The organism is Salinicola tamaricis (assembly GCF_003006155.1).
Lineage (GTDB): Bacteria > Pseudomonadota > Gammaproteobacteria > Pseudomonadales > Halomonadaceae > Salinicola > Salinicola tamaricis.
Genome location: NZ_CP023559.1, coordinates 1,815,993 through 1,833,758 on the forward strand (window position 1 = coordinate 1,815,993; position 17,766 = coordinate 1,833,758).

General features: G+C 60.2%; 19 protein-coding genes, 1 tRNA gene and 3 pseudogenes. 13 read left to right on the forward strand and 10 right to left on the reverse strand.

Annotated features, from left to right (window positions below; genetic code table 11):
• The first annotated feature begins 1 nt into the window (after position 1).
• From CN538_RS20950 to CN538_RS24265, 3 genes are all read left to right on the forward strand, one after another.
• Entirely contained in the window at positions 2-238 is a 237-nt protein-coding gene (locus CN538_RS20950; protein WP_207233688.1) for a rhodanese-like domain-containing protein, read from the forward strand.
• A 104-nt stretch (positions 239-342) separates the two neighbouring features.
• The gene (locus CN538_RS24260) at positions 343-897 is read left to right on the forward strand and encodes a PLP-dependent transferase (protein ID WP_277985123.1); all 555 of its coding nucleotides are present in this window, start codon (positions 343-345) and stop codon (positions 895-897) included.
• 10 nt (positions 898-907) lie between these two features.
• Positions 908-1,510, forward strand: a complete 603-nt coding sequence (locus tag CN538_RS24265; RefSeq protein ID WP_207233690.1) for a PLP-dependent transferase — start codon at positions 908-910, stop codon at positions 1,508-1,510.
• 180 nt (positions 1,511-1,690) lie between these two features.
• Here the strand turns inward: CN538_RS24265 and CN538_RS08395 are convergent, their stop codons facing one another.
• On the reverse strand, positions 1,691-3,370 hold the full coding sequence (locus CN538_RS08395) for a methyl-accepting chemotaxis protein (protein WP_106419142.1): 1,680 nt from the start codon (positions 3,368-3,370) through the stop codon (positions 1,691-1,693).
• Between the two features lie 512 nt (positions 3,371-3,882).
• Here CN538_RS08395 and CN538_RS08400 point away from each other — a divergent pair.
• Positions 3,883-3,959 (forward strand) — tRNA-Arg (locus tag CN538_RS08400).
• 89 nt (positions 3,960-4,048) lie between these two features.
• Here the strand turns inward: CN538_RS08400 and CN538_RS22475 are convergent.
• A complete protein-coding gene (locus tag CN538_RS22475; RefSeq protein WP_242495681.1) occupies positions 4,049-4,432 on the reverse strand; it encodes a hypothetical protein in 384 nt (127 codons plus the stop codon).
• 339 nt (positions 4,433-4,771) lie between these two features.
• Between CN538_RS22475 and CN538_RS20290 the strand changes: the two genes are divergently transcribed.
• Entirely contained in the window at positions 4,772-4,933 is a 162-nt protein-coding gene (locus CN538_RS20290) for a hypothetical protein (RefSeq protein ID WP_164999540.1), read from the forward strand.
• Here CN538_RS20290 and CN538_RS19830 read toward each other — a convergent pair.
• Positions 4,930-6,225 (reverse strand): hypothetical protein, encoded by a 1,296-nt coding sequence (locus tag CN538_RS19830; RefSeq protein ID WP_129591326.1) that lies wholly within the window; start codon positions 6,223-6,225, stop codon positions 4,930-4,932. The two genes, CN538_RS20290 and CN538_RS19830, sit on opposite strands and share 4 nt — an antisense overlap.
• Positions 6,226-6,360: 135 nt before the next feature.
• Positions 6,361-6,678, reverse strand: a pseudogene (locus CN538_RS08420) (transposase); the annotation flags it as partial.
• A gap of 86 nt (positions 6,679-6,764) precedes the next feature.
• On the opposite strand from CN538_RS08420, the gene CN538_RS08425 reads away from it, so the two are divergent.
• The 6 genes and pseudogenes from CN538_RS08425 to CN538_RS08450 all read left to right on the forward strand — a co-directional run bounded on the left by CN538_RS08425 (position 6,765) and on the right by CN538_RS08450 (position 11,857).
• On the forward strand, positions 6,765-7,754 hold the full coding sequence (locus CN538_RS08425; RefSeq protein ID WP_106419145.1) for a DDE-type integrase/transposase/recombinase: 990 nt from the start codon (positions 6,765-6,767) through the stop codon (positions 7,752-7,754).
• Between the two features lie 22 nt (positions 7,755-7,776).
• Entirely contained in the window at positions 7,777-8,169 is a 393-nt protein-coding gene (locus tag CN538_RS26125; protein WP_422917557.1) for an ogr/Delta-like zinc finger family protein, read from the forward strand.
• Positions 8,170-8,216: 47 nt separating this feature from the next.
• Positions 8,217-8,417 (forward strand): annotated as a pseudogene (locus CN538_RS22480) (helix-turn-helix transcriptional regulator); the annotation flags it as partial.
• A 94-nt stretch (positions 8,418-8,511) separates the two neighbouring features.
• On the forward strand, positions 8,512-8,670 hold the full coding sequence (locus CN538_RS22485; protein ID WP_242495855.1) for a hypothetical protein: 159 nt from the start codon (positions 8,512-8,514) through the stop codon (positions 8,668-8,670).
• A gap of 1,064 nt (positions 8,671-9,734) precedes the next feature.
• Positions 9,735-10,379: a hypothetical protein gene (locus CN538_RS08445; protein WP_129591327.1), complete on the forward strand. Its 645-nt coding sequence runs from the start codon at positions 9,735-9,737 to the stop codon at positions 10,377-10,379.
• Positions 10,376-11,857 carry a hypothetical protein gene (locus CN538_RS08450; RefSeq protein ID WP_106419150.1) on the forward strand — a complete coding sequence of 494 codons (1,482 nt, stop codon included), beginning with the start codon at positions 10,376-10,378 and terminating at the stop codon, positions 11,855-11,857. Before CN538_RS08445 ends, CN538_RS08450 begins: the two co-directional genes overlap by 4 nt.
• A 606-nt stretch (positions 11,858-12,463) precedes the next feature.
• Here the strand turns inward: CN538_RS08450 and CN538_RS08455 are convergent.
• From CN538_RS08455 to CN538_RS08465, 4 genes are all read right to left on the reverse strand, one after another.
• Positions 12,464-13,162: an aspartate/glutamate racemase family protein gene (locus CN538_RS08455; protein WP_106419151.1), complete on the reverse strand. Its 699-nt coding sequence runs from the start codon at positions 13,160-13,162 to the stop codon at positions 12,464-12,466.
• Positions 13,163-13,191: 29 nt separating this feature from the next.
• A complete protein-coding gene (locus tag CN538_RS08460) occupies positions 13,192-13,590 on the reverse strand; it encodes a hypothetical protein (RefSeq protein WP_106419152.1) in 399 nt (132 codons plus the stop codon).
• Positions 13,591-13,840: 250 nt separating this feature from the next.
• A complete protein-coding gene (locus CN538_RS20295) occupies positions 13,841-14,011 on the reverse strand; it encodes a hypothetical protein (RefSeq protein ID WP_164999542.1) in 171 nt (56 codons plus the stop codon).
• Between the two features lie 28 nt (positions 14,012-14,039).
• Positions 14,040-14,246: a helix-turn-helix domain-containing protein gene (locus CN538_RS08465; RefSeq protein ID WP_106419153.1), complete on the reverse strand. Its 207-nt coding sequence runs from the start codon at positions 14,244-14,246 to the stop codon at positions 14,040-14,042.
• Positions 14,247-14,408: 162 nt separating this feature from the next.
• On the opposite strand from CN538_RS08465, the gene CN538_RS08470 reads away from it, so the two are divergent.
• Complete coding sequence (locus CN538_RS08470) at positions 14,409-14,753, forward strand: helix-turn-helix domain-containing protein (protein ID WP_207233691.1); 345 nt, start codon at positions 14,409-14,411, stop codon at positions 14,751-14,753.
• A gap of 682 nt (positions 14,754-15,435) precedes the next feature.
• Here CN538_RS08470 and CN538_RS08480 read toward each other — a convergent pair.
• A complete protein-coding gene (locus CN538_RS08480) occupies positions 15,436-15,798 on the reverse strand; it encodes a hypothetical protein (RefSeq protein ID WP_106419155.1) in 363 nt (120 codons plus the stop codon).
• Positions 15,799-16,101: 303 nt separating this feature from the next.
• Between CN538_RS08480 and CN538_RS08485 the strand changes: the two are divergent.
• Positions 16,102-16,786, forward strand: a pseudogene (locus CN538_RS08485) (CvfB family protein).
• Positions 16,787-16,945: 159 nt separating this feature from the next.
• Here CN538_RS08485 and otnI read toward each other — a convergent pair.
• Positions 16,946-17,722 (reverse strand): 2-oxo-tetronate isomerase, encoded by a 777-nt coding sequence (gene otnI / locus CN538_RS08490; protein WP_106419156.1) that lies wholly within the window; start codon positions 17,720-17,722, stop codon positions 16,946-16,948.
• Positions 17,723-17,766 lie beyond the last annotated feature (44 nt).

Consider the following 17,766-nt stretch of genomic DNA (forward strand, 5'->3'; position numbering starts at 1 on the left):
GATGCGCGGGTTTCACCGCGTGAAGTGGCTGCCGCTGGCGCTCGACGTCTGGCGTAGCCAGGGTATCGACCTGGTCTCGACCCCGGAGAGCCCTGCCGATGCCGAGTGTATCGACTACCTGTTCTTCGTCCACGACCGTCACGACGGCAATCTGGAAGCGTCACGCCGCTATCTGGCGTGGGAGACCGGCTTGCTGGCACAGCTCGACGCCGAAGAGCGCGCCACCTTCGCGATCTGATCCTCCCGGGCGCTCGCCGATGGGTGATCCGGTGGGCGCGGACAGCCAACAACGACACTTGTCTAACGCCGCCGGCCCGAGCCTCGGCGTGCCGGCAGGGAGCCATGCATGCAGCTGGAAACCGATCTGCTTCATATCGGCCGGCCCCAATCGGGCCGGCCTCCGTCAATCCCCCGGTGGTGCGTACCAGCACCGTCACCTTCGACTCGCTTGCCCAGATGCGCGACACCAAGCGTCGCCGCGAACAGGGCGAGCGGCCGTTCAGCTACGGCCGGCGCGGCACCCCGACCACCTACGCGCTGGAGGATGCCGTCTCGCGCCTCGAGGGCGCCGAACAGACGCTGCTGACGCCCTCCGGTGTGGCCGCGATCAACCTGGTGCTGATGACCCTGCCCGGCCCGGCGCTCAGATCATCGTCGCCGATAGCGTCTACCAGCCGCTGCGACGCATCGTCGATGGGTGGTTGCGGCCCTGGGGCGTACGCGTCGACTACTTCGACGGGCAGCGTCGCGCATCTGCAGTCGCTCCTGACCGACGACACCTGTCTCGTCTACACCGAGGTACCGGGCTCGCTGGTCTACGAAATGCAGGACCTGCCCGCCCTGGCCGCGCTGACGAGCGCTCGAGAGATACGCTGGTGGTGGACAACACTGGGCTAGCGGTGTGCTGATGCAGCCGCTGTCGCTGGGGGCCACGGTGTCGCTGATGGCGGGCACCAAATACGTGGTCGGCCACTCCGACGTGATGATGGGCAGCGTCAGCGCCAATGGCGAGACCGGCCGGCGACTGCGTGAGATGGCGGTCACGCTGGGTCAGTCACTGAGCAGCGACGACGCCTATCTGGCGCTACGCGGTCTTCGCACGCTGGCTTGCCGCATGGACGCCCACGGTCGCCATGCCGAGGCGCTCGGCGGCTGGCTCTGCGAGCAGCCGCGGGTCGCCCGGGTACACCAGCCGTGCCGCCCCGAGCACCCGGGGCATGCCTGGTGGCAGCGCGATTTTCGGGGCAGCAATGGCCTGCTCACCCTCGAGTTCGAGCGCGAGGTGAGCGAGGCTCAGGTGGATACCCTGGTGGATAGCCTCGCCTGTTCGGCATCGGCTCATCCTGGGGTGGCTACGAAAGCTGGCGTTGCCATGCAATGTGGCCGCTGCGCGCAGCCTCTCTACCGAGTGGTCGAGCCGCGGGCCCTGCCTGCGGCTGCATATCGGTCTGGAAGCCGTCGAGGATCTGCAGGCGGATCTGGTCCAGGCCTGGCAGGCCGTTTGCGTTGAGTCATGGACGGGCCGTGAGTCGCGTCTGCGAATCGCGCCAGCAGGGAAGTGACCGCGCACCAAAAAGGCCTGGCGGATGGGCCAGGCCTAAGACTGTCACGAGCGAACAGGGTCACGATCGAACGGGTGAATCGGGGCGTTGCCGTCGCCGGCGCGAATTGCGCCGGCGGTGGCAGGTGATCAGAAGGTCGTCCACTCCTCTTCCTGCGACGGGGCGGGTGCCTTCGGCTTGCCGGGCTTGGCATTCGCCAGCCGGGCCTGGGGGGCGGGCATCGACGGCTGCGGGCGACGCTTGGCTGATCCGGCGCGGTCTTCCGCCACCTTGAAGAAGGCCATCTCTTCGGACAGCGACTGGGCGTGTGCCTGCAGCTGGCGGCTGGAGGTGCTCGACTGGTCGACCAGCCCGGCGTTCTGCTGCGTGGCGGTATCCATCTGCGACACCGCCTGGTTGACCTGGTCGATACCCTGGGACTGCTCGCGGCTGGCCACGGCGATCTCGCCCATCAGGTCGTTGACCCGCTTGACCCCCTCGACGATCTCGTTGAGCGCGTTGCCGGCGTCGTCCACCAGGCGTGTGCCCGAGCCGACCTTCTCTACGCTCTCCTTCACCAGCTCCTTGATCTCCTTGGCGGCATCGGCACTGCGCCCGGCCAGGGTGCGAACTTCGCCGGCGACGACCGCGAAACCACGCCCCTGCTCGCCGGCACGTGCCGCTTCCACCGAGGCGTTGAGCGCCAGTAGGTTGGTCTGGAAGGCGATATTGTCGATCAGCCCGACGATGCTGGAGATGCGCTGGCTGGAGTCATTGATCTCCGACATCGCCTGCATCGCCTGCTTGGCCACCACGCCGCCCTGCTGGGCGCGCAGGCTGACTTCGTCGACCAGCGTATCGGCCTGGGAAGAGTTGTCGGCGTTGTGGCGCACGGTGGCGGTGATCTCATCCATCGAGGCGGCGGTCTGCTCGAGACTCGCGGCCTGCTCCTGGGTACGACGGTTGAGGTCGTCGGTGCCCTGGGCGATCTCGTCGGCTGCCTGCTGTACGGCTTCGGCATTATGGCGCACGGCGGTGACGACCTGGGTCAGCCGCGACTGCATCGTGGTGAGGTCGCGCAGCATGTCGCCGAACTCATCCTGGCAGGTGACGTCGATATGCGTATCCAGGCGTCCTTCGGAGAGTGACGTGGCCAGTTCGCGCGCCTTGCCCAGCGGGGTCATGACGCCGCGTATCAGCCACACCGTGAGCAACCCGGCCAGCAGGGTGGCGAGCACGATGCTGCCGATGATCAGTAGACGCAGGTCGCTGAAGTTTTGTTCCGCAGAGGCGAAGCCGTTGTCGGCCTGGGTGGTATTGGCCTGGATCGCCTGCTTCAGACTCTCCAGAGTGGCGGCATAGCTCTGCTTCACCGGGCCGTTCATCGCCACGGCGGCGCTGGCTAGATTGCCACCCTTGAGATCGCGCAGCACGTCGTCGATCTGTGACTCCAGCGTCGCACGGTTCTGCGGGAAGGCCTTGGCGGCTGCCGCTTCGGCACCGTCCTTGACGCTCGTCTGGTCGTAGCGGGTCCAGTTCTCATTGATACGCTGGCGGTTCTCGCTGATCTGCTGGCTGATGGCGGGCAGGTCGGCGCTCTGGCCCGAGATCAGCGCCTCACCGATCAGGCCGCGGTTGAGCAGAATATCGGTACGCACCTGGCCCAGCGTGATGATGGGCAGCAGGTTGTTGGTGTAAGTGCGTTCGACGTGATCACGCTCCTGGCTGGCGCCGTAGAGCCCGATCAGGCCGGTGGCGATCAGCATGGCGATACACAGGCCCAGGCTCGTCCCGAGCCTGAGTTTGACGCTGCGCTTGAGAAAAGACATGGCGGTAGGGTCCTTGGATAGGGGCTCCGCTGCCTGCACGCTCGGCTGGGCGGATGGGGGCGTCGAGGGGGCGACGCTCTTTTTCTTTCGTTGCTTGCGTGTTCAGTGGCTATATCGACAGAAAAGGCCGCTAAGTTCAATTAGTGTTGCTATCGTAACAATTCTTTAGATTTGCGTATGCGGGGGCGGTAAAGCTTGGCCGGTCTGCCGCGGGCGTAAGCCCTGGGCTGGACACTCCGCAGGCGAGCAGGTAGGATGGCCGCGCCGCAAACGGGCGAACGCAGAACGGCCCAGCGCTTGTTGAACCACCGCTTGTGACAACCTGCACTACGCGCCCTTAGCTCAGCTGGGCGTAGCCGGAAATGCAAAAGCTCGCTTTTGCCCGGCGAAGCGGACACTGCGATGCAGCGCAGTGGACCGGGCCCGAAGGCGAAGCCGGAGGGGAGCGTTGCCCGCCGTTCGCAGAACGGCCAAGCGCTTGTTGAACCACCGCTTGTGACAACCTGCACTACGCGCCCTTAGCTCAGCTGGATAGAGCGTTGCCCTCCGGAGGCAAAGGTCAAAGGTTCGAATCCTTTAGGGCGCGCCATATTGTTAGGAAAACCGCCACCTGTGCTCACGCCGGGTGGCGGTTTTCGTTTGTGGGGGCTGCTTGTTCCTGCCGTGACGCCAGCCGTCTCAATCATCGCAACAGGACGTCGAGCCGCAGCAGGCACTGGCTCCGACGTTGCTGTCAGGTCGAGGTGTTTCTTGGCGAGCGGCGCCGGCTTCGTGCCAGGCGGCTATCGCCTCGCGCCCGATCCGCCAGGCCGAGTGCAGAAACAGCGCGGCGATGGCCAGCCCGACGATCACATCGGGCCAGAGCGTGCCGGTGAGGCTGACCGCGACCGCTGCCAGCACCACGCTGCCATTGGCGATGAGATCGTTGCGCGAGCAGAGCCAGGTCGAGCTACGAGCAACCCGCTCACGGATCTCAACGGCGCGCTGATCCCCCATAGCCAGAAAAGCTTCCCTCACGTCTCGCAAGAGGAGCTGCCAGAGCTGGTTCAAGCGATCGAGCACTATCACAATCCCTTGGTGCGTATCGGCCTGAAACTGCTTCTGATGACGGCGCTATGGCCAAGGGAGATGCGCCAGGCGAGGTGGGAAGAGATCGACCTCGAAGCTGCTATCTGGAAGCTGCCTGTCGAGCGGATGAAGATGGGCTGGGGGCACCGAGGCCCGCTACCGACACAGGCGCTCGCCGAGCTACGCCAGTTGCACGTCATGACAGGATAATACGGCCTGCTTTTCCCAGGCCGAAACGATCCAAGGAAGCCGCTTTCCGATGCCGCCTTCGGAATGTCGCTCAAGCACATGGGCTTTCACGGTCGGCACTTGATCCGTGGGACCCGACATGTCGTGGCCACTGGTCTTAAGGAGCTTGGCTACCCGGGCGAATGGGAGATGCAGCTCTCCCACAAGCTGCCGGGCATCCAAGGCGTCTACACCCACGCCGAGCACATGGCCGCCGAGCAGCGCCCGGCAATGATGCAGTTCTGGGCGAATAGACTCGGTTTTTAGGGCTCGTTTGCGAACGGGTAGGGGTAATTTTTTGAGATATCGCCTTCTTCAGCCATTGAAAGGTCAGGGAATGATTTTTTTATATCTTCGACAATAGACCTTTGGCCCATTAGGCTGAGCCCTCGAATCAGTTCTGTTCCCATGTTCATTTTAGTTAGATAATGGGCGATGCTTTCTGCTAGGTTGTTCTCCCTCTTCGCCAAGATTAGTTCTTGCGTTATTGATTTTCTAGCCACGCTGTACCCTTCAGTGTAGGAGGGGTATGGTGCGTCTCTTCCAATATTGTATATGCTAAATATGTCTGCAAAGGATGGAATTGATATCTGTGCAATACAGGCTTCAACGCAAGAGTGCTCTAGAGCTAAGTTGTCAAACATCTCTTCTGCAGAAAAAGACTCGGGGTGCCATGTTTCCTTTTGCTTTGTGTAATAAATAGCGTGCTGTTTTAAGAAGATTATTACGTCTTCAGATTTTGCATCAATCAGTGGTAGCTGAATGCCTATCAGGCTTGATAGCTCATAATGCCCTTGTATTATATTCAGTGCGACTGAAAGCTTGTTGCTGCCCAGGCCATATTGAGACTTTATCTCTTCTTTTGTTTCAGCCATAGAGCCTTGACTCCATGCTGGTTTTGGCGGTAACAAATTAGCTATCTGGTATAAGTCATATCTAGAAAGATCGCTGGTGTAAGTGTTTTGTCTATATTCATCGATCAGACTGTGATTCGCAAAAATAAGCTCATCCATCAGCTTTTCGAGCTCATTGCAATTTCTTTTCAGCTTTAAAATATTAATAATGGGGTGTGCTGTAAGATGTTTTTCATTTGTGACGTTCTCCGGGTAGCGAAAAGTTTGTCCAGTTGCATCTATTTTTGAAATCTCATTGATGTGAGGAGAGAGTCGTGCTGTAATACTTTTATAACGCCTATCAGTTTTTTTTGACTGTTCTATGAAAATGCTCCACAGGCCTTCAATGTCATGGTATTTCGATAGTTTTATCTGTTCAATGTATTTGTTTTCCCGAATGCGGCTCAGGGAAATGATAGAGCCTTTTAAGCATAACTCGACGGCGTGCCTAATGCAGAATCCGATGGGATATATGAGATCGTCTATTCTATAGCTTAGTTCTTTTTCTTCAAGTATCGCACTGATCATTGTCTTGGCGGTTTTGATGTATCCTCTGTAATAAGAGTCTATGTCTTGAAAGCCGTTGTTTCCTACGCATGCATTAAGATACGTAGGCCTTCCGCCTTGAAAAAAGCGATTGATTTCTTTATCTGTTCTATGTTGCATATTGTGCTCTCAGCGCATGTGGATCAAGCTCTCTGTAGTGTTCAACTAATTCCGGACAGTGAATTGAGTGTTTCCTCTGCTTTGGTGGCGACGATACCACCTAAATGGGTGTCCGGTTTTAGTGAACCACTACAACATGCGCTTCAGTGTGCGGGCTATCTGTTGCGGTGACCAGTACTTGCGCATCAAGTAAACCACCACCTCGAAGAGTTCCTCTTCTGGGTGCAGCTTGGGACGCCGACGTGGCCGATGTCGCGTCAGACGAGCCCGATAGCCGGCCAGGCTGGCATCGTAGCCCTTGATAGGATCGACCGAATGGCGAGCTATTTCTCGTGACACAGTGCTCGGCGCACGCCCCAGATGAGTGGCAATGGCCCGGATCGAGTGCGTGTTTCGCATCATCATGATGGCGGCCCTATCTTCAGCAGAAAGATGGCGATAGCAGTAGTTCATGGCAACACCGTACCTGATGGGTCACGTGTTGCACTTGCTCATTGAGACCCCCGAGCTTCTTCAGCAGTTCATCCGGGAGCAAGGATATGGACATCAAGCTACATAAACAGGCGACCACCACACCGAAGATCCGGGCCGAGATCCAGGCAGCGCCTTCCAGCATCAGCGACAGCGAACTGGCACGTCAGTACGGCGTCGCCGTCGCGACCATCCGGCGCTGGCGGTACCGTGACGATGTCCAGGATCGACCGCACACGCGTCACAACCTGCTGGCCACGCTCACGTCCGAACAGGAAGAGGTGCTGATCGCGGCGCGCGAATTCTTGCGCCTCGGCCTGGATGATCTACTCGCCGTGGCACGTGAGTTCCTCAATCCTGGCTTGTCGCGTTCTGGTCTGCATCGCATGCTCAAACGGCGCGAGGTGCCGACACTGGCAGAGCTGGCTCGACGGGACGCGGGCGAAGATGAGAAGCCTCGGCACAAGCCCTTCAAAGACTATGAGCCGGGCTACGTGCACATCGATATCAAGCACCTGCCCCAAATGCCCGACGAGGAGCAGAAACGCTATCTGTATGTCGCCATCGAGCGCGCCACGCGCTGGGTCCATCTGGAGGTGAGATGCAGCCAGTCCGCGAAGGATGCGCGGGCGTTCATGAAGCAGGTGGCGGCGAAGGCTCCCTTCAAGGTCCAGACGGTACTGACCGACAACGGCAAGTCATTCACCGATCGCTTCACGCGGGCGGGTGAGCGCAAGCCCAGCGGAAACCACCCGTTTGACCAAGAGTGCCAGGCCTTTGGTATCGAGCACCGTCTGATCAAGCCGGGAAGGCCGCAGACAAACGGCATGGTGGAGCGCTTCAACGGCCGTATCAGCGATGTGTTGGCGACTCGGCGCTGTACCTCAGGCGAGGACCTGGAGCAGACGCTCAAACGCTACACCTGGCTGTACAATCACCACATCCCACAAAAGGCGCTGCACCATCAATCACCGATGACGGTGATGAAGGAATGGCAGACCAAGCGTCCTGAGCTATTTACCAAGCGGGTAGTCAATCACACGGGACCCGACACCTAGGCTTAGAGTAAACATGAGAGGAATGGACGTCATCTGCTCACACTGTGGCAGGACTATGCGCACCCGTACGAGTAAGCAGCCTCACCCGGACTACCGGAAGCTCTATCTCGAATGTCTCAACCCCGACTGCGGTGCCAGAGCACGCGCCGATTTCGTCATCACCGAGACCCTGAGCCCAGCGGTAACCCGAATCCCGACTATAAAGAAAGGCTGGCCGCGACCTTCCCGTGGCGACGCACCGACAAGCACTGATCCCAAGGCCATGCGCAAGCAAGCCGTCGTCCCTACCAGGCGGCGGCTTTTCGTGGACGATCCCGATTCGCTGCCGTCTTTCCGGGTCATTTATGAAAGCGCGTTTTACAACGCTAACCGGTCGAAGTCCTCTCGTTACCTAGTCAAGCTGTCCTTGTCCTGAAACGGCGCTTTCAGAACACATCACGACAGCCACCGAGGAACGCCCCCATGCTTAACGCTTCATCGACAGCCGCCCCTCATCGACAGGTCGAGCGCATCGACCTCGGCAACCGCCTGCTGCGCCGCCGCGACGTGGAGCTCAAGACTGGCAAGAGCCGGTCGGCGATCTATGCCGGCGTGAGCGACGGCTCCTTCCCCGCACCGGTGCCCATCGGCGACAAGAGCGTCGCCTGGCGCGAGGAAGAGGTGGATAGCTGGATCGCCACTCCCTCGCCGAGCGCAACCGCAAGCTGGCCGGTCGCCAGATTCACCACTTCGCTACCAATGCCCAGGAGGCCCGCGCATGAAACGCTTCACGCTGACCGTCGGCAGCCAGTCGCTGCAGTTCACCGAGCAGGACATCGCAGCGCTCAACGAGGCTCTGAACGAAGCCATCACCGAGCCGGACGCGAAGCGCCAGCATCGATCAGCGCATGATGGCCAACGCGACTGGTGCCCGTGACGCGACACCCGACGACACCCCTACGACCTGGGCCAGATATCGAGCACGGCCACCGATAGCAAGACGCCACCGCGGCTGCCGACGAGCCGGCCCAAGCCTCGTCTCTAGTGCGCGGTCACCAGCCACCTAAAGGGACATCTTCAATGGCGGATGTCCCGAAGTGAGCCACGGACGGTCGACCGTCAGCGGCACAGAAAGCCCCTCAGCCGCGATGCGGTCAGCGGTCGAGACAAGCCGAAAGCCGCTGCGCGCTCCCTGGACGAGCCTGCGCCGGGCTGATGGCCGATATCGCTTCCAAGGCCAGCGCCTACCACCGCCTAGCCGGCGCGACCCCTCCACGCGCGATCAGCACCCCGCCCGCGCGCTAAATGGGTCGAAATTACGCGGGTGCATAAATGGCCTAAAGCCGCGCCTGCTGCGGGATGAGGGGAGACGGTGCAGAAAAATTATGCGGATTTATGCGGTTTTCTACATGCCCAGCGCCCGGGCGTTGGGTGGAATGTCCTCGAGGCGACATGCGACCAAACGACAGGGTATGAGGGGATTCCTAAGAAAGCCTGAATCGTGTTAGGTGTTCCTATCTGGCAACACGAAGGGCAGCCGTGGCCGCTATTGGGCCCCGGATTGGCGGGAGTTTGCGCCAGCACCGCCGGCGCGCTGTCGACTCCCCGCCCCGCCTGCGCGCTAAATGGGTCGGTTTTGATGCACTGTTGCAGAGGGTGCCAAGCCGCGCCACCACTGGGGCGGCGGGGCCCTTTGGGAGGCGCAGAAATGATGCGGAATGATGCATTTTGCAGCCTACTCGACGAAAGGTGCAGACCGTTCGATATAGAAACGAAACAAAATGTGGCAAATTGATACGAAGAGTATTTCGAATAGAGCTTGAGAAAGCTGACGGGTTCCGACCTAAAGTGAACGGTCGAGGTAGATCCCGTATTAGTGACCTTGCCGTTGTTGCATCCCATGCAGTGGAGTCCCGCAAGACCCTGGGCTCATCACGGAGCCATATCTCGGTTTGCGCCGTATCTCCTGCGGTCAGAATTGTATGGGCTTAACGCAATTGGATGGAGAGCGATGCTTTATCGACGCGGCTGATGGCGATAAAGCCGATCCCACTGAGCAAAAAGGAAACCCGGTTGGACCTATCCGAATACGTTACTGAACTCTTGAAAGCGCCGAACCTATCCGCTATGGCGACCGTTGCGCATGCGCTGCAGGCCCCCGCCGCTACACACGCAGAAGCGAAGTTGCTTTATAAGCGCCTGCCGGGATACATCAACGCAAACGACCACCGCAATGCTGTCGCGTCCGTGCTGGCCCTGCTGCGTCACGACGGCAGCGTGTGGCTCGCGCGCATGCGCAGGGACGGGCTATTCCGCGCTTCGCGCTACGGATACGACGGCGGCTGCCTGAAAAAAATCGTGGGGACGGCGCTCGAACTGTCCACGACCGCCTCTTTGCCACCCAAACAGATTCAATACCTGGAATCCGTGCATGCGCTGCTGGAGCTCGCTAGGCCCGCGAGACAGATCCACCGGAGCATCGTCTACCGTCTAAAGATGCGCAAAGGCACGGCTCTTAAAACTCTGCTCGCGCTTGTAAATTCTTCGTTCTCCGTCAACTGGATGGGCAGCGATCAAGCCGACAAGAGCCAGCTACTGTATTGGAGTGCTACTGATCTTGCATCGGCGTTTCCCGGCTCTACATGATCTCGCGGGACGCCCTTGGCATTGGTGCGTTTACGAGGACTGGAACTGATGACCTCGCAGCATCGACGCATGAGGCAATCTACTCCAGCCTGTTGATAGACGCCCTGAGACTCAACGAGCTGATCGATGCAGAGGTCCTACTTGATGGCCTACCTTACAAGGCGGAAGCCACTCCCAACGGGGTGCTGGTATCGGCGATCGATCCCGAGTTCGAAAGATCCGTCCGGCTAGGCTATATCCAGGCCGACCTTCAGTTGCGGATACGTGCGGTGTCGTTCCTGCAACACTTTGACGACCAGCAGTCGAAGCTGCCATCGCTCGAAGACGCGCTGGCACCGTTCTTCAATGCTGGTCTTATGGAGTTCGTTTCGCTCAAGAAGGAGCCAGTCGAGCGGATCGTTATCGCGATTCCAGATATGCCTCCGCTGGTCAAGCTCCTAAATTTCAACGGCTTGTTCCTGGAAGAGTTTCCGCTTTTCCACGGAGCCCTCATCGACAGCTTTCAGCCACCTGAGAACGACGATTTGCAGGTAAGCGAGCGCCTCTCAATCCTGGACCTGTTTAAGGCACAACGGCTTTTTAATCTTATTGATGTCATGTTTTGCCAGAAGCTGGAAGCGCTGGAGGACCCGGTCAAGAGCAAGATCCTAAGGCTTCGATCCACAGTAATAGTGACGGCGCGCGCGGATCTGGAGCGAATACTGCAGTCCGTAATGTCGCTGGAGAAAGCGCAGGAACTAATTTCGCTACTGTTGCTGCCTGCGACGAGTTCGGCGGTAGACTCTGATGTGTATATTGATCTCCAATACAGGCCGTTTGTGCATGTGCCGAAGACTGAGGGCGATTACATCGCCATTCCTCCGGCAATCGTGGGTAAATCCAACCTCGTGCGCAGTATCATGCACGCCAGCGGGATCAAGGGGGCAACCTCAGCGGCTGATGATCCGATGCAAGTGGCGGTCGCTGCGGCGCTGAGGGAAGCAGGCTTTCTCGTTCAAGAGAGCTTCGAATTCAATATCAACGGCAGGCGCGAGACTGACATCTTCTGCTATCGCGATGGCGTGCTCTTCGTTATTGAATGCAAGAATGCTTACCACCCTTGCTCGCCGCATGAGCTGCGCAATAGCTATGATCTAATCTTGAAAGCAGAGGAGCAGCTGGACATCCGGTCCCAATGGCTCGCGGAACCTGGCAATCAGACGCGGCTCTTGGAGGCACTGAGCTGGGAAGCCACCGTGCCGGCGCGTGTGCGAACTTGCGTTGTCACGGCCAATCGCGCTTTCAGCGGCTACTACTGTGGCGCCCACCCGGTGCGGCAGGCGCATGAACTGATTAACGTCTTGGTCAACGGCGACGTCGGATTAGGTCCTGGAAAACCACGCCGTCGATTCTGGCGTGTGCCGAAGCTTTCGAGGTTGTCGACCTACTCGACTACTTGGACGGTAACTCTGTGCTCCAGATGCAGCATGCCGCTATGACGCCCACGATCCGGGAGATAACCCTTAAGGACCGATGTCTGGAGTTCTCGCAATTTGCAATGGACCTAGCTGACGTGGGGGTCTTGCCGAGGAATCTTTCGATGCGGTTCAAGACATCAAGAAATTGGAGGGGGGCGCCGAAGCGCTGGCGTCCAAGGCCGACTCGAACTGAATATGCTGGCGGCCGCTGGACCTATCGGAAGCTCAATGTATCGTAAGCCGCCGACGCGTGGGTGGTGATTGGCGGGACTCTATCAACAAAAGAAGCGATGGAGATGCCCATCAACCCGATACACCCCCGGCATATGTTACCGGTGGCCGAAGAACAGCGCTTCCTTTGCGGGGCGGTGCGTGCCTTCCTTTCGGTCTCCGCATTCAGAGTCAATTCGTATCATACGTTTAGCCCAATAGGCTGAATGGTATATTGGAAGGCATATGGTAATTATCGAGATATCATGAATATTTTTTGAAAACATGATGTTATGTTTGTACATAGAATCCTTTAGGGCGCGCCATCTTTTGACGAAAACCGCCACCCGTGCTCACGCCGGGTGGCGGTTTTTGTTTGTGGCGTGCAGGGCGCGTCGCAGCGAGTTCGACGCACTCTCAGTGATCGTCGAGCGCAAAGGCCAACCCCATCTCCACGTGCAGTGCGGTGGTGTCGTAGAGCGGCAGGGCGCTGTCCTGCGCGCGCAGCAGCAGGGCGATTTCGGTGCAGCCAAGGATGATCGCGCGGGCGCCGCGGGCGTGCAGGTTGGCGACGATCTCGCGATAGCGCGCGCGGGAGTCGTCGTTCACGACGCCCTGCACCAGCTCCTCGAAGATGATGCGGTGGATCGCCTCGCGCTCGTCCTCTTCGGGGATCAGGCAGTCGATGCCGTAGCGCTCGCTGAGGCGTTCACGGTAGAAGGGCTGTTCCATGGTGAAGCGCGTGCCCAGCAGCCCGACCTGGTCGATGCCATCCGCCGCCAAGCGTTCGCCGGTGGCATCGGCGATGTGCAGCAGCGGAATGTTCAGCGCCGTCTCGATCGCTGGGGCGACCTTGTGCATGGTGTTGGTGGCCAGCAGCAGGCACTCGGCGCCGGCGGCTTCCACGCGTGCTGCCGCTGCGGCGAGCCGTTGCCCCGCTTCTTCCCACTGACTGCTGCGCTGGAGCGCTTCGATCTCGGCAAAGTCGATGCTCACCAGCGCGATCCTGGCCGAGTGGTGCCCGCCCAGGCGCTGGCGCACGCCTTCATTGAGCAGGCGATAGTAGCTCTGGGTCGATTCCCAGCTCATGCCGCCGAGTACGCCGATTGTCTTCATGGTTTCCTCCGTGTCGGCCAGACACTACATCATCGATGATGACGTGACGCCAGTGTGGTCGCGAGCGGCGGCGTTTCGGGCGGGACCCGAGGGCTGGAGCGGCGTGCGATGATGAGTTCGCGCACACGGTCTGCGATCCACGCCTTGGCGTGGCGTGCCAATGTGAAGCGGTGGTCGATGACGATGATGGCATGGTGCCGGCTGGGCACATAGAGCGCCGGCTGATAGACCCCGGCAGATGACGTGGACTGGCGATACGCGCAGTAGACCGTATCGATGTCGGGAATACCGGCGCGACAGATATGCCCATCGTAGATTGTGCCTGTCTGCCGGCCGGCATAGTGAAAACACTGCGGCGGTAGTGGCACCTCGAACCGCAGCCAGTCTTCATCCAGCACCAGCGTGTCTTTGCAGCGAAAACGGATCATGGCGCCCTCGTGATCAACACCTGAATCAGGTCGCGCGACGGAGTCGATGGGTTATTACTGAAAGTGTACTAATAGTACATATTAAAAGTACTAGAAGTTCAATCTATTTTGGCGACGTCGGCGAAGCTGTTGGAAACCGTGCCGTGAAGGGCGGCTTGAAGGGCGTCGTGAAAGCTGTCGGAACAGGCGGTGTGAAAGATCGCGTCAGGACACTAGGGTGATCTGCCGTAGCACGGCTATGTCTTCAGGATCAGGCGTCAGGGTCAGGGTCGGAATCGATATCGTCATGCAGCTCAGTGGCGCTCTGGCCGGTACGCCGCAGGCGCTGTACCAGTTGCTCCAGCAGCAGCAGGTCGGCGTCTTCCAGCTCGCCGGCCTGCACCGCCGCTTCGATCAGCGACAGTGTCTGTGCGGCGCGCACCGGCGATGGCTCGGCGACTCGCAGCGTGTTAACAGGGGGACGTGGATACTCTGCCCTCGCGCTCCTCCTCATCGCGCAGCATGCGGCCCTGGCCGTAGTCCAGCCACGCCTCGCGTACGCCCAGCCAGCGTGCCAGCGCCACCTTCTTGGCGTGGCTCGGGCGCGCTTCACCGTTGATCCACTTGCTGGCCGCCTTGGGGGTCACGCGCACGGCCTGGGCTAGGCGAGCGCCCATTCCGTGGCCGTCCTTGCCTGCATGACGGAGTGCTTCGAGCAGACGGGCGCTGAAGTCGTCCCGATGATCAGTGTGAACCATAGGTTCAATAGTCGCACCGCTTGAATGTACTTTCAGTACCTGATATGTCTGTACCCAAAGTACACGCTCAGCGAGGGTGCCATGAGTGCCATTCGATTTGCGGTGGAACGGGTGGGCGGGGTGTCGCGCTGCGCGCGAATTTGCCGGGTCTCGCCTTCCGCGGTGTGCAAGTGGCTGCGCCGCGATTGCCTGCCGCGTACGGAGTACACCGGTGAGACGTGCCACGCACAGCGCATGGCCACGGCCAGCGAGGGGGCGTTCAGCGCAGCCTGGCTGCTGGCGCATGCCCGGCCCGAATCGTCATCCGGTCAGGTGCACGAAAAGTCGGGCAATCGGGTGGCTGATGCGATGCTGGAACAGGAAAAAAGGGCGCAAAAAAGCCCAGCCGAAGCCGGGCAACATTCAGACCATGAGTCGTTATCATAACGACCGGCCGGTATCAGTTAAAATACAAATAGCCAATGAGGCGATACGTTTTTTGAGAGCGTCTTTATCGTATGGCTTCGCCGCAAGGGTTGATGGCTCGGGTTTATCGCACCATAGGGTGGGTTTTTATCAGCGCACAATCTTCTGTGTTTACTTGTTTAGATGATTGTGTGTTTAGCGTGGTTCCCTAAGGGGATTGCGCGGGGGTGCAGGCCAATCGAGGGTTGATGATGCTGATTTCCTGAGAGATCACTGGGTTGCTGAGAAGGCGATGAATCAACCGGCGCTGCAATATCCTGCCGAGTGCTAGGCTTTGTACGAAAACTACCTGCGCTCGGCAATACGGCGTTAAAAATCGGCTCAAAATGCTCATTTACACCCCGTAAACTCCGCGTTTTCGCCGATTTTTGCCTTGTCTTGCCTTCGCTCGCTGACTTTTCGTACAAACCCTAGCGAGAAAGCGATAGCGGCAAGGCCAATTGTCTATCGCGGCAGGGCGGTATGGACCCGTTGCGGGCCGCGCCTTCGGGGCAAGAAAGCAGGCCGCTGGTGATCGATCGCAGACTTTTTGCCGGCGCTATAGGCTTGGCCAAGGGCCCATCGCATCTTCGCTGTATAAACGCAAAACCGCCGGCACTGGGCCGGCGGTTGGTCTTGCGATAAGCCGTGTCGACGTATCGATTTACAGGCTGGTGAAGCTCACGTTGCCGCTGTCCTGCCCGGTCTGGTTGGCGTTGATCAGCGCCTGGGCGGCGGCGGCGCTGTGGCCTTGGGCGACCAGGGCGCTACCGCCAGCCGGGATCTGGGTCGAGAGCTGGGTCTCTTCGGCCACGTTTTGCAGCGCCTGATCGGCGGCGGCGCTGTGGCCACCGCTCACGGTGTCGACGCGGTTGGCGGTCGGCAGCGCTTGATACTGGGCCGTCTGCTGGGTGTTGAGCGGCTCGCTCTGCTGCTCGAAGATCTGCTCGTTGATGAAGCTGTTGGCCTGGGCGGCAGCCGGCAGAGCAACGGCGAGTGCGACGGCGGCGAGAATACGTGCTTTCATGGTGTTACCTCCAATCATATCGTTGTGTGACCTGCCATTCCGTGGTGGTCACCCCTTGCGGGTCGTCGCTTGGCGACGTCGGAATCGGCGCTGGGCCGTTTCCGGGGGGCGGCTCCTTGCCCCCGACCGTTGACGACAGTATGGAGACGGGTACGTTAGTCTGCTAATCACGTCTGCCGAATTCGATTATCGATGCGATTGATACGAAAGTCGCAACTCGCTGCGCCCTGACCTTGCGCGGGCGCGCCGGCACGCTAGGATGGGCCGCGACCGCCCGCCCACGCACTCTCAGGAATCTGCCCCATGTCTTCACGCCCTTCCGCCGCTGATCCGAGCGCTGAGCCTCACGCCAACGTGGGCGAGGTGGCTTATCTCCGCGTGTCGCGGGTCACCGATATCGGCGCCTTCCTGAACTGGGGCCGGCCCAAGGAGCTCTTGCTGCGCGTTTGGCGAGCAGCGTTTTCGCCCCGACGAGGGCAAGCGCGTGCTGGTGATGATCTACGTCGACGACCGCATGCGGCCGGTGGCGAGCATGAAGCTCGACCGCTTCCTGCAGGATGAGTCCGAGGGGTTGGCGGCGGGTGACGCCGTATGGCTGACCATTGCCGATCTCACCGATCTGGGCGCCAAGGCGGTGGTCAATCACCGTTTCTGGGGCCTGCTCTATCACGATGACATCAGCCGCCCGCTGCGCCGGGGCGACAGTGTCCAGGGCTATGTGAAGCGGGTGCGCGAGGATGGCCGGCTCGATCTCTCGCTGCTGCCGCCGGGGGCGGCGCGGATCGACGTGGTGGGCGAGAAGATCCTTGCCGAACTGGCTCGACACGACGGCTTCCTGGCGCTCGGCGACAAGAGCCCGGCGGAGACGATCAAGGCCCGCCTCGGCGTCAGCAAGAACGCCTTCAAGCAGGCCATCGGCCGCCTCTACAAGCAGCGCCGGATCGTGATCGAGGACGACGGCATCCGGCTGCGCGCGGACGCCGAGTGAGTTAGGCTCTGTACGAAAACTACCTGCGCTCGGCAATACGGCGTTAAAAATCGGCTCAAAATGCTCATTTACACCTCGTAAACTCCGCGTTTTCGCCGATTTGCCTTGTCTTGCCTTCGCTCGCTGACTTTTCGTACAAACCCTAGGTGGCGCTGTGTCTTAGCGCCATTCCGCTAGCCAATCCAGACCCGCTTCGGTCTCCCCCCTCGGCCGATATTCGCAGCCCAGCCAGCCGGTATAGCCCGCGGCATCGAGCTGGGCGAACAGCCAGGGGTAGTTGACCTCGCCGGTGTCCGGCTCGTGGCGTTCCGGCACCCCGGCGATCTGAATGTGGCCGACCCCGTCACGATAGCGCTGGTAGGTCTTCCAGATGTCTCCGTCCATGATCTGGGTATGGTAGAAATCCATCTGCACCTTGACGTTGGGCTCGCCGAGTTCGGCGAGCAGCGCATGCCCCTCGGCCTGATGATTGAGGAAGTAGCCCGGCATGTCGCGGGTGTTGATCGGCTCGATCAGCAGCGTGCGCCCCTGTTCGGCCAGCTTGCGCGCGGCGAAACGCAAATTCTCAAGATAGGTCTCGCGCATCGCCTGGTGTGATACGCCCTCCGCCACCAGCCCGGCCATGGCGTGCAGCTGGGTGCAGCCGAGTGCCTCGGCGTAGCGCAGTGCGGTGTCGACGCTGGCGCGGAACTCCGCTTCGCGCCCCGGCAGCGCGGCCAGGCCCCGCTCACCGGCTTCCCAGTCTCCCGGCGGTAGATTGAACAGTACCTGGGTCAGTCCGTGGCGCTCGAGCGCATCGGCGATGTCTGCCGGTTCGCAGGCATAGGGGAACAGGAACTCGACCCCGGTGAAGCCGCACTCGGCGGCGCGGGCGAAGCGCTCGAGAAACGGCACCTCGTTGAACATCATGCTCAGGTTGGCGGCAAAGCGTGGCATGGCGTGGCTCTCTCGTCGGTTCAGCTAGCTCTCGGTGAGATCGT

Bases quoted from the DNA above. Each gene is read 5' to 3' on its own strand.
- CN538_RS08450 (WP_106419150.1), top strand. From the start codon at position 10,376: ATGATCTCGCGGGACGCCCTTGGCATTGGTGCGTTTACGAGGACTGGA.
- CN538_RS08470 (WP_207233691.1), top strand. From the start codon at position 14,409: ATGAGTGCCATTCGATTTGCGGTGGAACGGGTGGGCGGGGTGTCGCGC.
- otnI (WP_106419156.1), bottom strand. From the start codon at position 17,722: ATGCCACGCTTTGCCGCCAACCTGAGCATGATGTTCAACGAGGTGCCG.
- CN538_RS26125 (WP_422917557.1), top strand. From the start codon at position 7,777: ATGGACGTCATCTGCTCACACTGTGGCAGGACTATGCGCACCCGTACG.
- CN538_RS19830 (WP_129591326.1), bottom strand. From the start codon at position 6,225: ATGCAACATAGAACAGATAAAGAAATCAATCGCTTTTTTCAAGGCGGA.
- CN538_RS08465 (WP_106419153.1), bottom strand. From the start codon at position 14,246: ATGGGCGCTCGCCTAGCCCAGGCCGTGCGCGTGACCCCCAAGGCGGCC.
- CN538_RS20950 (WP_207233688.1), top strand. From the start codon at position 2: ATGCGCGGGTTTCACCGCGTGAAGTGGCTGCCGCTGGCGCTCGACGTC.
- CN538_RS08445 (WP_129591327.1), top strand. From the start codon at position 9,735: ATGGAGAGCGATGCTTTATCGACGCGGCTGATGGCGATAAAGCCGATC.
- CN538_RS08460 (WP_106419152.1), bottom strand. From the start codon at position 13,590: ATGATCCGTTTTCGCTGCAAAGACACGCTGGTGCTGGATGAAGACTGG.
- CN538_RS24260 (WP_277985123.1), top strand. From the start codon at position 343: ATGCATGCAGCTGGAAACCGATCTGCTTCATATCGGCCGGCCCCAATC.
- CN538_RS08395 (WP_106419142.1), bottom strand. From the start codon at position 3,370: ATGTCTTTTCTCAAGCGCAGCGTCAAACTCAGGCTCGGGACGAGCCTG.
- CN538_RS08455 (WP_106419151.1), bottom strand. From the start codon at position 13,162: ATGAAGACAATCGGCGTACTCGGCGGCATGAGCTGGGAATCGACCCAG.
- CN538_RS08425 (WP_106419145.1), top strand. From the start codon at position 6,765: ATGGACATCAAGCTACATAAACAGGCGACCACCACACCGAAGATCCGG.
- CN538_RS08480 (WP_106419155.1), bottom strand. From the start codon at position 15,798: ATGAAAGCACGTATTCTCGCCGCCGTCGCACTCGCCGTTGCTCTGCCG.
- CN538_RS24265 (WP_207233690.1), top strand. From the start codon at position 908: ATGCAGCCGCTGTCGCTGGGGGCCACGGTGTCGCTGATGGCGGGCACC.
- CN538_RS22485 (WP_242495855.1), top strand. From the start codon at position 8,512: ATGAAACGCTTCACGCTGACCGTCGGCAGCCAGTCGCTGCAGTTCACC.